13 protein-coding genes and 2 tRNA genes are annotated in these 14,607 nt (G+C 66.7%); 4 read left to right on the top strand and 11 right to left on the bottom strand.

The features are described from left to right. Window positions 1-30: 30 nt before the first annotated feature. The 3 genes from ACLH0K_RS06460 to ACLH0K_RS06450 all read right to left on the bottom strand — a co-directional run bounded on the left by ACLH0K_RS06460 (window position 31) and on the right by ACLH0K_RS06450 (window position 2,504). Window positions 31-939 (bottom strand): DMT family transporter, encoded by a 909-nt coding sequence (locus ACLH0K_RS06460; protein WP_411375988.1) that lies wholly within the window; start codon window positions 937-939, stop codon window positions 31-33. Further along, a complete protein-coding gene (locus ACLH0K_RS06455) occupies window positions 939-1,562 on the bottom strand; it encodes a CDP-alcohol phosphatidyltransferase family protein (RefSeq protein WP_411375987.1) in 624 nt (207 codons plus the stop codon). Before ACLH0K_RS06455 ends, ACLH0K_RS06460 begins: the two co-directional genes overlap by 1 nt. A gap of 87 nt (window positions 1,563-1,649) precedes the next feature. After that, the gene (locus ACLH0K_RS06450) at window positions 1,650-2,504 is read right to left on the bottom strand and encodes a phage holin family protein (protein ID WP_411375986.1); all 855 of its coding nucleotides are present in this window, start codon (window positions 2,502-2,504) and stop codon (window positions 1,650-1,652) included. 176 nt (window positions 2,505-2,680) lie between these two features. Here ACLH0K_RS06450 and ACLH0K_RS06445 point away from each other — a divergent pair, with 176 nt between their 5' ends. The 3 genes from ACLH0K_RS06445 to ACLH0K_RS06435 all read left to right on the top strand — a co-directional run bounded on the left by ACLH0K_RS06445 (window position 2,681) and on the right by ACLH0K_RS06435 (window position 4,604). Next, window positions 2,681-3,904 (top strand): multidrug effflux MFS transporter, encoded by a 1,224-nt coding sequence (locus ACLH0K_RS06445; RefSeq protein ID WP_411375985.1) that lies wholly within the window; start codon window positions 2,681-2,683, stop codon window positions 3,902-3,904. A 32-nt stretch (window positions 3,905-3,936) separates the two neighbouring features. Next, window positions 3,937-4,134: a hypothetical protein gene (locus tag ACLH0K_RS06440; RefSeq protein ID WP_411375984.1), complete on the top strand. Its 198-nt coding sequence runs from the start codon at window positions 3,937-3,939 to the stop codon at window positions 4,132-4,134. Between the two features lie 62 nt (window positions 4,135-4,196). Beyond that, on the top strand, window positions 4,197-4,604 hold the full coding sequence (locus ACLH0K_RS06435; protein WP_411376422.1) for a hypothetical protein: 408 nt from the start codon (window positions 4,197-4,199) through the stop codon (window positions 4,602-4,604). Between the two features lie 72 nt (window positions 4,605-4,676). Here the strand turns inward: ACLH0K_RS06435 and ACLH0K_RS06430 are convergent. From ACLH0K_RS06430 to ACLH0K_RS06405, 6 genes are all read right to left on the bottom strand, one after another. Next, a tRNA-Asn gene (locus ACLH0K_RS06430) sits at window positions 4,677-4,749 on the bottom strand. Window positions 4,750-4,891: 142 nt separating this feature from the next. Next, window positions 4,892-4,964 (bottom strand) — tRNA-Asn (locus ACLH0K_RS06425). Window positions 4,965-5,039: 75 nt separating this feature from the next. Further along, window positions 5,040-7,031, bottom strand: a complete 1,992-nt coding sequence (gene dnaG, locus ACLH0K_RS06420; protein WP_411375983.1) for a DNA primase — start codon at window positions 7,029-7,031, stop codon at window positions 5,040-5,042. A 67-nt stretch (window positions 7,032-7,098) separates the two neighbouring features. Next, a complete protein-coding gene (locus ACLH0K_RS06415) occupies window positions 7,099-8,382 on the bottom strand; it encodes a deoxyguanosinetriphosphate triphosphohydrolase (RefSeq protein WP_411376421.1) in 1,284 nt (427 codons plus the stop codon). 7 nt (window positions 8,383-8,389) lie between these two features. Continuing rightward, window positions 8,390-9,571, bottom strand: a complete 1,182-nt coding sequence (gene dusB / locus ACLH0K_RS06410; RefSeq protein ID WP_411375982.1) for a tRNA dihydrouridine synthase DusB — start codon at window positions 9,569-9,571, stop codon at window positions 8,390-8,392. Window positions 9,572-9,636: 65 nt separating this feature from the next. After that, window positions 9,637-11,181: a YibE/F family protein gene (locus ACLH0K_RS06405; RefSeq protein WP_411375981.1), complete on the bottom strand. Its 1,545-nt coding sequence runs from the start codon at window positions 11,179-11,181 to the stop codon at window positions 9,637-9,639. Between the two features lie 54 nt (window positions 11,182-11,235). On the opposite strand from ACLH0K_RS06405, the gene ACLH0K_RS06400 reads away from it, so the two are divergent. Beyond that, complete coding sequence (locus ACLH0K_RS06400) at window positions 11,236-12,018, top strand: alpha/beta hydrolase (protein ID WP_411375980.1); 783 nt, start codon at window positions 11,236-11,238, stop codon at window positions 12,016-12,018. A 98-nt stretch (window positions 12,019-12,116) separates the two neighbouring features. On the opposite strand, the gene ACLH0K_RS06395 is transcribed toward ACLH0K_RS06400, so the two are convergent. Further along, a complete protein-coding gene (locus ACLH0K_RS06395; RefSeq protein ID WP_411375979.1) occupies window positions 12,117-13,148 on the bottom strand; it encodes a GNAT family N-acetyltransferase in 1,032 nt (343 codons plus the stop codon). 2 nt (window positions 13,149-13,150) lie between these two features. Further along, complete coding sequence (locus tag ACLH0K_RS06390) at window positions 13,151-14,536, bottom strand: glycine--tRNA ligase (protein WP_138136609.1); 1,386 nt, start codon at window positions 14,534-14,536, stop codon at window positions 13,151-13,153. Window positions 14,537-14,607: the final 71 nt, after the last annotated feature.

Here is a 14,607-nt window from a genome sequence, read left to right as displayed (position 1 = left end):
TGTAATTGCTGGATCTCTTGTAGGAACGGGCTAGTGGGTTGGCCCGCCCGCCGCCTTCCGGGCGTCCTTTTTGCGTTTGGTGACTTCGGGATGGTGGCGGGATAGGGCGATAACCCCAACGATAGCAAGGGAAGCGGCGGTTCCCATGGCAATCGCCATCACGGCGTGCACGTCCGGGCTAAGTTCGCCGAGGATCACAATTCCGATGGCGATGCCCACGATGGGATCGATGACGGTGAGGCCCGCAATCACAAGATCCGGTGGTCCGGTGGAGTAGGCGCTTTGCACGAACCACGATCCCAGCCCGCCCGCGGCGATGATGGCCACAACGGAGTACCACTGCACGTTCAGCAGGAACAGCCCGTTGGGATCGAGCAGGTGCCTTCCGATGATCCGCGTCAGTACGGCCACGAATCCGAACAGGACACCGGCTCCCAGGATGTAGACAAAAGCGTTCATCCGGTGCCGGAACATGACGGCCAGGGAGCCGAACAGGCCGACGGCAAGTGCCAGCAGCAGCACAATGGTCAGCTCGTCCCCAAGGCTGACGTGGTGGTTCTCCTGGGTCACGGTGACGGCGAGCAGGACAAAGAGTGCGGAACCGGTCACGCACGCAGCAATCGCTACCCAGGTGGCGCGGTTGATGGTGAGGTCCTGGTCCCGGGCGTTGACGATGGTGGTAATCACCAGCGCGATGGCACCGATGGGCTGGATCACGGTCAGCGGCGCGGACACCAGTGCCACGGCGTTCATCGCCATTCCGGCTGAGAGCAGCAGGAGGCCGAAAACCCAGCGTGGGTTCCGCAGCAGCCGGAGGAAACCGTTCGAGCTCAGTGCCAGTCCCCCGGTGTCCGCCTTGACAGCGCTGCCTTGCCGCTGGGCACCAAGCGCAAGGCAGAAGGCCCCGAGGACGGCGAGGGCGACGGCCACCCACACCATCAGGAGGTCCCGCCGTCGTGGCCGCTGCGCATCCTGCCTTTCCGCAGGATCGCCCAGAAATAGTTGTAGGCGGCGATCCAGTGGCCCACCAGTCCCAGCCCCAGCACCACCCACGCGGCGACGAACAGCCCCTCGGAGAATCCGGTGTCCAGGCGGGAAAGAACCAGCATGGGTGTTCCCAGTAGCAGCAGCCCGGTGCGGACCTTGCCCATCACGCTGACGGGAAGATCCGGATGCCCCCGGAAGAGCGAGAGCGTCAGGGCGAGCAGCACCGCGTCCGGAACCAGCAGGGCGGCCAGGTACAGCCAGTGCACGACGCCGGCGATTACCAGGGTGACGGCAACGGCAATCAGGGCAAGCCGGTCGGCGATGGGGTCCAGGATCCGCCCCAGTTTCGATGCCTGGTCAAAGCGGCGGGCTATGTAGCCGTCAATCCAGTCCGTGCCGGCCATGACCGCAAGCACCACCACCCCGGCGCCGTACTCTTTTTGCGCCAGAACCAGCCAGATGAAGAGCGGAACCCCCATGAACCGCACCACCGTGAGCAGGTTGGGAATGGTGAACACGACATCGTGGTCCACCTGGGGACGACCGGGACGGGCGCCGGCACCAATAAACTTCACCCGTCCCCCTTTCTATGCTGCTGCCTTGTCGGCGCGGTTGTGCGGTTGCTGGCGTTCCGCCCGTCGGCCCGCCATCTACCGCCGGTTTCAGTACGTGCGGATCAGCTTCCGCAACAGGACCACCAGGACGGTGCCGGCGGCGGCCAGGGCTGCCAGCGGCTTCCACCGCTTCTGCAGGCCTTCACCGGTTCCGGAGAGCCCTGCAAGCCTGGCGCTTAGCGCATCCTTGCCGTGCATGGCCAGGGCCTGGCCCTCCCGGACCTTGCCCTGGGCAACGGCCAGCAGGTACCGGGCCTGGGTTTTGACGTCCAGTTCCGTGCCCAGTTCGTCGCGCGCCTCGGTGAGGTGGTGGCGGCGCTGGTTGAGCCTGCGCACCAGCTCCGGCTCGGACGCGTGCGGGAATTCCCTTTCGTGCTCGGCGTCCCTTGCGGCCTTTTCGGCCTTGGCCTTGGCGGCGGCCTCTTCCCTGGCGGCCTTGGCAGCCTTGGCTTCCGGGCTGTTGGGGTCCAGGACCGCGGGGTTGAAGGCGGAGCCCTCCCGGGCGACGCCGACGTCGTGCTTGATGCCCCGGATGGTTTCTTCCGGAAGCAGGGGCATGGCCTTCTTGAACTTACGCAGCCCGATCAGGCCCCCGATGAGCGCGATCAGCAGGAAGGCTGCCGACACCAGCAAGGCTGCCAGCCAGGCCGGCATGATGGTGGCCAGGCCCATGATGGCGGCGACGATGAGCCCGATGACCAGGAAGACCAGGAAAACCAGGGCAATGGCGAAGAAGGCAGCCGCCACTCCAACCTGGACGCCCTTGCGCTTGAGCTCGATTTTGGCGAAAGCGATCTCATCGTTCAGCTGGCGCGGGGCCAGCCGGAAAAGGAGTTTGACCGTCCCGGGAAGCGCGGTGATGCGCAATCCCGGGCTGGTGCGCCCGCTGTGACGTCCGCTCATCGGTTCCGCCTTACTGGTTTATGCTCGATCCGGCTTCCGTGGTGCGGGAAAGTGCATCGGCACAGTCCCCGGCACAAAACTACCATTCAGGTTCAGGACCAACTTCGGGGCTTGCCGGGGCGGCGCGGACTACAACGCTGCAAAATACGCCGGAACCGGGCCTAGGATTGACATCCGTGACCAATGCCTCCAATCCCGGCGACCTGCTCAGCCGCCGTCGGAAACTCCTGTACATCCTCCTGCTCGGCGCCCTGACGGCCCTGGGTCCTTTCACCATCGACCTGTATCTGCCGGCGTTTCCGGCGCTGGAGGCAAGCCTTGGCGTGACGGAGGCCCAGGTCCAGCTGACCCTGGCGGGAACGACCGTTGGCTTTGCCTTCGGGCAGCTGGTGGTCGGGCCGTTCAGTGACAAGTTCGGCCGCCGGTATCCCCTCATCCTCGCCACGGCTCTGCATATCGCGGCCTCGCTGGGGGCGGCGCTGTCCCAGGACATCACCACTCTGGGCATTTTCCGGGTGCTGATGGGCGTCGGCGCGGCGGGTGGCGGCGTGGTGGCCATGGCCATGGTCCGTGACCTGTTCTCGGGCTACGCGATGGTCAAGATGTTTTCGCGCATGTCGCTGGTCAACGGTCTCGCGCCCATCCTGGCCCCCGTCATCGGTTCGCAGCTGCTCCTGATCATGCCTTGGCCGGGGATCTTCGTGTTCCTGGCCAGCTACGGCACGCTGGTAATCATTGCCTCCCTGTTCCTGGTCCGTGAGACCCTTCCGCCGGAAAAGAGGGCGCAGAGCGGCATGACAGCCCGCCAGCGCTACCGGATTCTGTTCAGCGACAGGGTCTTCGTCGGCCTGCTGATGGTGGCCGGGCTTAACTTTGGCGGCTTGTTCACCTACCTGTCGGCCTCGCCCTTCCTTTTCCAGGACGTCTTCGGCTTCTCACCGCAGGAATACGGTGTGCTCTTTGGTATCAATTCGCTCGGCATCGTTGCCGGTATCCAAACAAGCTCGCGCCTGATCCGCAGGGTCCCGCCGCAGTGGATCCTTGCCGCCGCCACGGCCTGGATGTTTCTGATGGCAATGCTGATCGTGGTGTTCGACCAGCTGGACCTGGGCCTTTGGGGCGTACTCGTCCCGCTGTGGTTCTACATCATGGGCACGGGCTTCATGTTCCCCTGCGTGCAGGTGCTCGCCCTGGCAGGCCACGCCGGGCAGGCGGGCACTGCGGCCTCGCTGCTGGGGTTCTCAACCTTCATGATGGCCGGGCTGATCTCGCCCGTGGTCGGCTGGCTGGGAATCACCAGCGCCACGCCCATGGGGGCGGTGCAGGCAGCCTGCATCCTGCTCGCCATCGCGGCACTCTGGCTGGTGGTCCGTCCCCGGACCGTCCCGTCGATCCACTGAACGGCAAACATGAAAGTGACCGGAGCCGAGGATTGAGCGCCGGCAAGCGCAGGCCACACCGTAACGGAAGGGGACTCTTCCTCGGCGCGGTGCTGGGCGCCGTCGTCGGCTATTTTGCGGGGAGGGCCCTCGGCAACCCCGCCATGGGCATTGCGCTGGGAGCCGTGGCCGGCGCCGCCCTGCTCTACCGGGTTAATCCCGGGCCCTGGAAGCAGCGGGACAAACCGTAGGCACCGCCAGAGGCAGGGGGCCGCACTGCCCGTGGGCGCTCCTGCCGGGATAAAATATGACCGTGCCCAGTTGGCAGGATCAGCCGCCGCTTCCGGCCACATGGCAACGGTGCGATGCCGCGATTCTGCCATTGTGGTGGGAACGGCTGCGCGCCCAAACCGGCCAACAGTCGGCCACACTTTACGCCGCCGGGCTCTTCACTGAGGACCGCCGGCGGCCCATCGCCCAGTGGTACAACCCGGCGTTCAACGCGGCCCTGCTGGTGGCTCCCGAGACCTCCCCTGAGTGGCCCGTGCAGCGGTTCGGGATCTTCTATGCGCCGCCCGAAACAGGATTCGTGCGGATCCACTCGGCCGCCCACGAGTGGAGCCCCAGGCAGCCGCGCAGGTCCCCCACCGAGAAGGAAGCCTTTGAAGCGGCCATCGCGGAGGCGGAACGTTTCCTGCAGGTGGAAATGGACTTCGTCTAGCCCTTCCCACCCCGGCCCGGAAAAACAAAAATCCCCGTTCGTCCTGGCGACGAACGGGGATCTTTCCGGAAGCTCCTCCTGCTGGACTTGAACCAGCAACCCTTCGATTAACAGTCGAATGCTCTGCCAATTGAGCTAAGGAGGAATGAAGCAGGTATGACATTAGCAAAGGATTCCCGCGAAAGTGAAATCGGCGGATTTGCGGGCCAAAAAGGGTTGTCCGGCGGCGGGAAGAAACCCGCGGCGACAAAAATCCCCGTTCCGGAGGCCGGAACGGGGATTGGAAGCTCCTCCTGCTGGACTTGAACCAGCAACCCTTCGATTAACAGTCGAATGCTCTGCCAATTGAGCTAAGGAGGAATGAAGCGGGTATTAGCCTAGCAAACACCTGCCCGGGAAACGAAATCGGGGCTGCCGCGGCGCGTACCCGCCCTGCTACGCTTCGGCGCGCAGGGCCCGGCGCTCCATCTCCAGCATCATCAGTTCCCGGTTGAGCCGCTGGAACGTCTCCGGGTCCGCCGCCGGGTCCAGGCGCTGCAGCTGGCCCATTTTGTCCGCCTTGACACGGGTGATCTGGAGCTCGAAGAGGCGCGAAAGGATATCGCGGCAGTACTTGAGCACCGCTTCCTCGGTACTCGCCGGCAGCGGCACCACCGCCAGTTCGGACACCAGCGGCCGCAGGGGCTCCGGGACCTCGTGCATGACGTGCTCCACCCACCGCACGGGATCCCCCGCCAGGTTGGGACCGGTGGCGCGCATCGCGTCGTGGACTGCCTGGAATGCAGGAGTGGCGAAGCGGGCTTCGGAAAAACGGTCCCACACCGAACCGGCCAGCAGCGAGGGCGCCTGGAGCGCCACCTCCAGCGCCTGCCGCTCCATGGAGGCGACGGGGTCCCGCGGGTCCGGCCGGTGGAACGAGGGAACGGCTCCCGCCGGCGGCCCTTCGGCAACGCCGGGACCGCCGGCCAGGGAGGGGGCCGGGTAGCCGGACCCGCCATGGCCGGGCCCGGTGGGGGACCGGCCGCCGCCGTTGGTGTTGGCACCCTGAGCCTGGCTTCCACCGCCGGGCGGGCGTCCCTGGTCCCCGCGTTTGGCGGCGTTTTTCACTTCGGCGTTGACCAGCCGCAGCACCTCGTTGGGGTCCGGCATGCCCAGCCAGCCCGTGAGCGCCTGGCAGTAGCCCGTCCGGGTGGAGGCGTCCCTGATGGCGGCCACCACCGGGACGGAGGCTTTGAGTCCCTGCACGCGCCCTTCCACGGTGTCCAGGTTGAACTGCTTGAGGGTGGTGCGGATGGCGAATTCAAACAGCGGGCGGCGGGACTGCACCAGGGCGTGCACGGCTTCGTCGCCGCGGCTTTGGCGCAGGTCGCAGGGGTCCGCGCCGCTGGGCTCCACGGCCACGTATGTCTGCGCGGTGAAGCGCTGGTCCTCCTCGAAGGCGCGCAGCGCCGCCTTCTGGCCGGCGGCGTCGCCGTCGAAGGTGAACACCACCTCTCCCCCGGTACCGTCGTCGGACAGCAGCCGGCGGGCTATCTTGATGTGCTCCGTGCCGAACGCCGTGCCGCAGGTGGCCACCGCCGTCGTAATCCCCGCCAGGTGGCACGCCATCACGTCCGTGTAGCCCTCCACCACCACCAGCTGGCGGTCCTTGGCGATGCTGCGCTTGGCAAGGTCGATGCCGTACAGCACCTGCGACTTCTTGTAGAGCGTCGTTTCCGGGGTGTTGAGGTACTTGGGGCCCTGGTCGTCCTCGAAGAGCTTGCGGGCGCCGAAGCCGATGGTGTCCCCCGCGATGTCCTTGATGGGCCAGATCAGGCGGCCGCGGAAGCGGTCGTAGAGGCCGCGGTTTCCTTCTGAAAACATGCCGGTGAGCTTGAGCTCCGCGTCCGTGAAGCCGCGGCCGCGCAGGTGCTTGAGGAGGGCGTCCCACCCCTGCGGGGCGTAGCCGCAGCCAAAGTGTTCGGCGGCGCCCCGGTCGAAGCCGCGGCCGTGCAGGAAGGTACGTGCCTCGGCAGCGCCGGGGGTCAGGAGCTGGTCGCGGAAGAATTCGTCCGCGATCTTGTGGGCGTCCAGGAGCCGCTGCCGGCGTCCCACTTCCTCGCGGCTGGGACCGCTGCCGCCGTCCTCATACCGCAGCTCGTAGCCGATGCGCGCGGCCAGCTTCTCCACGGCCTCCTGGAACGAGCTGTGGTCCTGTTTTTGGACGAAGGCAATGACGTCGCCGTCCTCCCCGCAGCCGAAGCAGTGGTAACGGCCCACCTGGGGGCGGACGGTGAACGACGGCGAGCGTTCGTCGTGGAAGGGACACAGGCCTTTCCAGGTCCCCAGCCCGGCGCCTTTCAGGGTGACGTAGCCGTCAACCACTTCCTTGATGTCCGTGCGCTGGCGTACTTCGTCGATATCTTCACGTTTAATCAGCCCAGCCACAGAGCAATCCTAATGCGGGGGTACGACGGCGCCGGGCAGCTTATGGCGTTCCTCACCACAGCGTTCCTCACCAAAGCGACGGCAGGCTCCCCACCAGGCGCTCATACATCGCCAGGGCCGATCCGTCGGTCAGGGAAGCCACCTGGTCGATCACCACCCGTAGCCGGGCGGCGTCGTCGGCCGCGTCCCGCCAGTCCGCGGCGAACATCGGTTCCAGGTGCCGGTCGCCGGTGGCGCTTAACGTGGTGACGAGTGCGTGCAGGACCTCCCGCTGGCGCTCGTAAATGGGCTGGCGGTGCTCCGTGGTCATCACGAAAGTGGTGGCCAGGCCCTTCATGACCGCGATTTCCATCACGGTCTCGTCGGGGACCATGAGCTCGGCGTTGTAGCGGGTGAGCCGGCCGGGCCCGTAGACGGCCCGGGTGGTTTCCAGCGCGCTCTGGCAGAACCTGCCGATGAGCTGGCTGGTCATGTTCTTCAGGGCGGCCATGGACTTGCGGCTGCCGTCTGCCTCGCGGACCCAGACGTCGGTTGCCTCGAGACGCGCCAGGGCGGCGTCGATGGCTGCGGGCTCGTTGTGCGGCAGGTACCACTGCTTGGCGTAGCCCACCACCCGGGCGCGGTGGTCCGGGTTGTCCATCCAGCGCAGCTGGAAGTGCCCGGCAACTATGGCGTCCTCCACGTCGTGGACCGAGTAGGAGATGTCGTCGGCAAGGTCCATGACCTGGGCTTCCAGGCAGGTGCGGCGCTCAGGCGCGCCCTGCCGGATCCAGTTGAAGATCGGAAGATCGTCCTCGTAGGCGCCGAACTTGCTGGTGCGCCGTCCATGGATCACGGGAGCTTCAAGCGCCGACCACGGGTATTTGGACGCTGCGTCAAGGCTGGCGCGGGTGAGGTTCAGGCCGGCCGGCTGGCCGTCCCGTGTGAGGACCTTGGGTTCGAGCCTGGTCAGGAGCCGGAGGGTCTGGGCGTTGCCTTCGAATCCGCCGATCGCGTGCGCCACCTCGTTCAGGGCGGACTCGCCGTTGTGGCCGAAGGGCGGATGGCCCAGGTCGTGGCTCAGGCAGGCGGTGTCCACCACGTCCGGGTCGCAACCCAGCGCGCGTCCCAGTTCACGGCCCACCTGGGCGACTTCCAGGCTGTGCGTCAGGCGGGTCCGGACAAAGTCGTCCGTGTCCGGTGCCACCACCTGGGTCTTGGCTCCGAGCCGGCGCAGGGCCGAAGAGTGCAGCACCCGGGCCCGGTCACGCTCGAAGTCGGACCGGTAGACGCTTTTGGGCGGTTCCTCCACCCAGCGGGCAGAGTCATCGGCGTCGTATCCGGAGCGGGCCAGTGCAGGGCTCTCGGCCAGGGGGATGTCAGCCACCGGAAACGTCCAGTTCCGCGGCGGCGATGTCCCGGGACTGCTCGTGATTCAGGGACCGCGAGTCCAGCCAGTCCTTAGGCAGGGCCGGCTTCTTGGGTGTCCCGGCGCGGCCGCGGGGGCCCTCCGAGTCAACCCCGGGGTACGGCACGTCCTGGTCCAGCTCATCCAGCAAGGAACGCAGCACCTCGAGGGTGGGCACCGTGGCCAGTTTGGTGCGCAGGTCCCCGCCCACCGGGTAGCCCTTGAAGTACCAGGCCATGTGCTTTCGGATCTCACGGAGGGCTTTGTACTCGTCACCGCCGAACGTCTCGATCATGAGCTGGGCGTGGCGGTACACGCCGTCCGCCACCTGGCCCAGGTTGGGCCTGTGCCGGGTGTCGCTGCCTTCGAAGGCGGCCTGCAGGTCGCCGAACAGCCACGGCCGGCCCTGGCAGCCGCGGCCCACCACCACGCCGTCCACCCCGGTCTCGCGGACCATCCGGACGGCGTCTTCGGCGGACCAAATGTCTCCGTTGCCCAGCACCGGGATGTCCGGCAGGGCTTCACGGAGCCGTGCAATGGCTGACCAGTCCGCCTTGCCGGAGTAGAACTGGGCGGCCGTGCGGCCATGCAATGCGACGGCGGCAACACCGGAATCGCGCGCAATCCGGCCGGCATCGAGGTATGTGATGTGGTCATCGTCGATGCCCTTGCGCATCTTGATGGTCAGCGGAATGTTGCCCTTGGAGGCTTCCTTGACGGCCGTCTGCACGATGTTGGTGAACAGGTCGATCTTCCAGGGCAGTGCCGAACCGCCGCCGCGCCGGGTGACCTTGGGCACGGGGCAACCGAAGTTCAGGTCAATGTGGTCCGCCCGGTCCTCCTCCACGAGCATCCGCACGGCGGCGCCCACTGTACCCGGATCAACGCCGTAGAGCTGGACGGAGCGGACCTTCTCGTCGTCGTCGTGGGAAATGATGCGGAGGGATTCAGGGGTCCGCTCCACCAGTGCGCGGGAGGTGACCATCTCTGCCACGTACATGCCGCCGCCGTATTCACGGCAGAGCCTGCGGAAGGCGGAGTTGGTGATGCCGGCCATGGGCGCCAGGATCACCGGCGTGTCCACGGTGATGGGACCCAGTCTCAGGGGCGGAAGTTCCAGCTTGGGTGCCGGATGGGTTGCTGCAACAGTCACCATTCCATTGTTGCAAAGCCGGGCAAATCGGCTTGTCCTGCACTATGGGCGCCCGGGGCAGGCGGTCAGCCGCGGTCCGCCCGGCGGCCCCGGCGGGTAAGCGGGGCAGCGTCCGGAGCGTCAACGGCGCGGCGGCTGTTTCCTTCCTGGGTCCTCCGTTCATAGGCTGCCGCCGCGAGCGCGCCCGTATCCTCGACGTCGTCCGCAGGGTTGCCGCCGCCGTCGTAACGGCCCGCGGTGGCACGGCCCGCGCCGGTGCCCCGCGCAGCTTCCTTGCCCGGGCCAGTGTCCGTGTTCCCTGCAGAGCTTCCGACGACGGGCGCCGCCTCCCTGATGCCGGTCGCCTTGACCACCAGCACGGCGATGAGGGTGGTGACGGGGATGGCGAGGACCAGCCCGATGGAGCCGACCAGGGTCCGGATGACTTCCTCGGATAGTTCGGCACTGGTGAGCGTCTCCCCCAGCGGCCGGTCGTACACCATCACGATGATGAGGATGGGCAGGGCGGCGCCCGCGTACGCGAACGCGATGGTGTAGACAGTGGAGGCGATGTGGTCCCGGCCGATCCGCATGGCTGAGCTGAACAGTTTCCGGGCGCTGCTGGCCGGGGCCAGCTCGTAGAGTTCCCATACGGCCGACGACTGGGTGATGGTGACGTCGTTGAGCACGCCGAGCCCCGAGATGATGAGGCCGCACAGGATCACGCCGGAGATCGAGATGTTCGACGATGTGTTAACCAGCTGGGTGGCATCATGGTTGCCGACGCCGGCGAGGTTGGCGGCGTTGGTGGCCCATGCGGCGAGGAGTGCCGTGATGCCTAGCCCGAAGATGGTGCCCAGCAGGGCTGTTGATGTCCGGGCCGAGAACCCGTGGGCGAAGTACAGCACCCCGATCATGATCACGGTGGACCCTACGAGCGCCAGCAGCAGCGGCGGCTTCCCTTCCACCAGGCCGGGCAGCATGAAGGTGGCGAGCACGAAGTAGGCCCCCACCAGGCCGACCAGTGCCCGCAGGCCCCGCCACCGCGCGACGGCGATCACCACGGCTGCGTAGAGCAGGGCCAGCAGGACGATGGGCAGGGTTCGGACAAAGTCCACGAAGATGTAGGCGGGTGAGCCCTGCGAAGCGGACGCGCCCTGGGCGTTGGACAGGTTCAGGTAGCGGATCTGGTCTCCGGGCTTAACGCCGTGGGACTTTGCCACGTCCGGGTTGATCACAACCTTGACGGGACTTCCGCCCGCGTCCGGTTCCGTGAAGGCGAACGTGCAGTCCGATCCCTGCTGCGCCGGGGCGCCCTGTGTCTGTCCCTGCTGGCTTTGCCCCTGCTGGTTCTGGTTGGACTGGGCTGCCCCCTGCATGCAGTTTTCCGTGCTTATGCTTTGGATGGTTCCGGTGTCGAAGGTGACCCCTGGGGCGGCCGAGTACGGGTTGGCCAGCGAGATGCCTTCCTTGCTCCCGGAAGGCCAAAGCATCGCCATGCCGGCCAGGACCAGCAAGGTGATGGGAATCAGCACCGCCGCCAGGATCCGGTTGGCCCTGCGCCGGGCGGCCATCGCCTGCGGCGTCGGCTCCGAATGGCCTTGGGAAGCGTGGGAGTGGCCGGCGCCCATCAGCAGTGAAACCTCATACGTTGAACTCTACGTCTGGCACCGTAGGGTTGATAAATGGATCATGGGGAGGTACCAGGCGTGGCCAACCGAAGCACTCGGGGCAGCAGCAGCCTGCCGGGTGAGCGCATATCCGAAGCGCCAGGCCACCGGGCCGTGCTGGGTGTCCTCAAGGCATCAGGTCCCACCATGGGCGTGGCGCTGGTCCTCCACGGCGGTAAGTCCTACAGCCGGGAACCGGTGGAAGCCCGGCACCTAAGCCCGGCCCGGATGGTGCCCTTCGCCAGGCACCTGCACCGGGCGGGCCGCAAGCACGGGCTGGCGGTGTGGTCCCTGCGCAACAGCGTCCGTGGATGGAACGGGCCGGACATGTCCCCGTTGCAGGACGCGCGCTGGGCCCTGGCGCAGATCGCCGATCAGCATCCGGGTGTACCGGTCTTCCTGCTGGGGCACTCGATGGGCGGACTGACGGCAGTATGCGCAGCGGACCATCCCCAAGTGCAGGCCGTGGTGGCGCTGGCACCGTGGCTCAGCCCTGAAACTCCCGTCGCCAACGTGGCAGGAAAGAACGTTCTGATCGTGCACGGCACCACGGACCGGTGGACCAGCCCCACCCAGTCGCTGGCTTTTGCCCGCCGCGCCTCGCCAGTGGCTAAGGGCATGCAGTACGTGGCGCTCCGGGGTGCCGGACACTTCATGCTGCGCAAGACCCGGCTCTGGCAGACGCTTGCCACCGGTTTCGTGCTCAAGTCCTTCGCCGGGAGCACCGGCGAGGAGGTCCGGCCTTCCCGTGCTTTCGGCCGGCTCCTGCCGGAGTCAGCCGTCCACGTCACCCTCTGACCGCCCAAGTAAGTAGCGCCAAGTGTCGTTTTGAAGGGTCAAAACGACACTTGGCGCTACCCAGTTGGGCCAGCAGGGGGCGAACCGTGGCCGCGCACCTAGTCCGCGACGACGAGGGTTTCCGCACCCGCGAGCCGGGCCTTGCCGCTCTCTAGGAGGGGTTCGACGGCGGCACGCAGGGCTGTCATGGAGTCGTCCAGCTCCAGCATCACAGGGTGCTGGTACGCAATGAGCGCAAGGATGTCCCGGACTGCTTCGGCGGCGTCATCGGCGTCCAGTGCAGGCTCATGCCCGATGAAGACGTCGGTCGGTGCTTCCGGGACAGCCTGCCCGCCTTGTGAGGGATCGGGCGTTGCGGGGGCGGCGTAGCTGACGGCGAAGGCCCGGATGCGGCCCTTCTTGCCCGGCGCCACGCCCGCGCCGAACGCCGACTCCGGCCGGGCACGCAGCACAATGGCGCCGTGCGCTCCGGTGAGTTCATCAAGGAACAGCTTCTGCACCTGCCCCACGGACAGGACCCCGGGCGGGTCCCAGCTGTGGATCGACGTGTAGTACCGGCCCACCACGTCCGTCAGTTCCACGGACCCGGTCGCGAGATCCATGACCACCTCGGAACCGGCGTTCTCACCGCTGACGGGCCGCCCGCCGTAGTCCTTAACCGGGAACACCGGAAGCTTCAGCGCCCCGGGATCAACAACCACCAGGCGTGAACGCTGGATGGGCGACAGGCCCACGGCCTCCGCGAAAGCGGCACCGGGGGTGCCGGGCTCCACCTTGGCGCGCAGCCTGGTTACCCCCGACGGCGCCTGGCCGGCTTCCCGGCGCAGCATGGCCAGGAGGCTGGCAGCGATGCCGGAGCGGCGGTGGTCCCGGGCCACCTCGATGTAGGTCCACAGCCGTTCTGGATGCAGCGACGCCTCGTACACGACGCCGGCCGCGACGGGAATTCCGACGCCGTCGATCACGTCTTCCGCCACGATGCAGCGGCGCCAGGGGCTGCCGCCGGTTCTGTTTGAGGACACCGCAAGGGCGCCGCGGAACTGGCGCGCCTGGGCGGTTTCCGGGTCGCCCCAGATTTCGAGGAGGGCGAGGTCGTCGCCCTCCTGCCATTCGCGGTATTCGATGGCCACGGTCAGGCGCCGATCAGGCGTGCGGCCAGGTAGCCCTCCACCTTGTCCAGGGAGACGCGTTCCTGGCTCATGGTGTCCCGCTCGCGGATGGTCACTGCCTGGTCCTCGAGGGTGTCGAAGTCGACGGTGATGCAGAACGGGGTACCGATCTCGTCCTGGCGGCGGTAGCGGCGGCCGATGGCGCCGGCGTCGTCGAAATCGATGTTCCAGTTCTTGCGCAGCTGGGCACCCAGGTCCCTGGCCTTCGGCGAGAGGTCCTCGTTGCGGCTCAGGGGCAGCACGGCGGCCTTGACCGGTGCAAGGCGCGGATCCAGCTTCAGGACGGTGCGGACGTCCACGCCGCCCTTCGCGTTCGGGGCCTCATCCTCGGTGTAGGCGTCAATCAGGAAGGCCATGAAGGAACGGGTGAGGCCGGCTGCGGGCTCGATGACGTACGGCGTGTAGCGCTCGTTGGTGGCCTGGTTGAAGTAGCTCAGGTCAGCGCCGGAGGCCTTGGCGTGGGTGGACAGGTCGAAATCGGTGCGGTTGGCGATGCCTTCCAGCTCGCCCCACTCGGAACCCTGGAACCCGAAGCGGTATTCGATGTCCGTGGTGCCCTTGGAGTAGTGGCTGAGCTTTTCCTGCGGGTGCTCGAAAAAGCGCAGGTTTTCTTCCCGGATGCCCAGGCCGGTGTACCAGGCCATGCGCTCGTTCATCCAGTACTTGTGCCATTCCTCGTCCGTACCGGGCTCGACGAAGAATTCCATTTCCATTTGCTCGAACTCGCGGGTGCGGAAGATGAAGTTGCCGGGAGTGATCTCGTTGCGGAAGGACTTGCCGATCTGGCCGATGCCGAACGGCGGCTTCTTGCGCGACGTGGTGAGGACGTTGCTGAAGTTCACAAAAATACCCTGGGCCGTCTCGGGGCGGAGGTAGTGCAGGCCTTCGTCGCTGGCCACCGGGCCGAGGAAGGTCTTGAGCAGGCCGGAGAACTCCTGCGGCTCGGTCCATTCACCGCGGGTGCCGCAGTTGGCGCAGGCGATGTCCTTCAGGCCGTTCTCGGCCGGGCGGCCCTTCTTCTCCTCGTACTCTTCCTCGAGGTGGTCCGCCCGGTAGCGCTTGTGGCAGGACAGGCACTCGACCAGCGGGTCGGAGAAGACCTCGACGTGGCCGGAAGCTTCCCAGACCTGGCGGGGCAGGATGACGGAGGAGTCCAGGCCCACCACGTCCTCACGGCCGCGGACCATCGACTGCCACCACTGGCGCTTGATGTTTTCCTTCAGCTCGGCGCCAAGGGGCCCGTAGTCCCAGGCAGAACGCGAACCTCCGTAAATCTCACCGGCCTGGAACACGAAACCCCTCCGCTTGGAGAGGGAAATGACCTGGTCGAGAACGGATTTTGCTGCCATGGGGTAACTCCAATTTCTACAGGGCCGCTGGGTGCGGTCCGCGGTTTTCAGGCCCCGCGCAATACCGGAGG

Origin of the sequence: Arthrobacter sp. MPF02 (genome assembly GCF_046605375.1) — a bacterium.
Classification (GTDB): Bacteria; Actinomycetota; Actinomycetes; order Actinomycetales; family Micrococcaceae; genus Arthrobacter.
Note: the sequence above shows the minus strand (reverse complement) of the source record. Positions and strands in the feature narration are given on the sequence as shown.

Coding starts and splice junctions, on each gene's coding strand:
- ACLH0K_RS06460 (WP_411375988.1), bottom strand. CDS start 939: ATGGTGTGGGTGGCCGTCGCCCTCGCCGTCCTCGGGGCCTTCTGCCTT.
- ACLH0K_RS06450 (WP_411375986.1), bottom strand. CDS start 2,504: ATGAGCGGACGTCACAGCGGGCGCACCAGCCCGGGATTGCGCATCACC.
- ACLH0K_RS06405 (WP_411375981.1), bottom strand. CDS start 11,181: ATGGGCGCCGGCCACTCCCACGCTTCCCAAGGCCATTCGGAGCCGACG.
- ACLH0K_RS06400 (WP_411375980.1), top strand. CDS start 11,236: ATGGATCATGGGGAGGTACCAGGCGTGGCCAACCGAAGCACTCGGGGC.
- ACLH0K_RS06390 (WP_138136609.1), bottom strand. CDS start 14,536: ATGGCAGCAAAATCCGTTCTCGACCAGGTCATTTCCCTCTCCAAGCGG.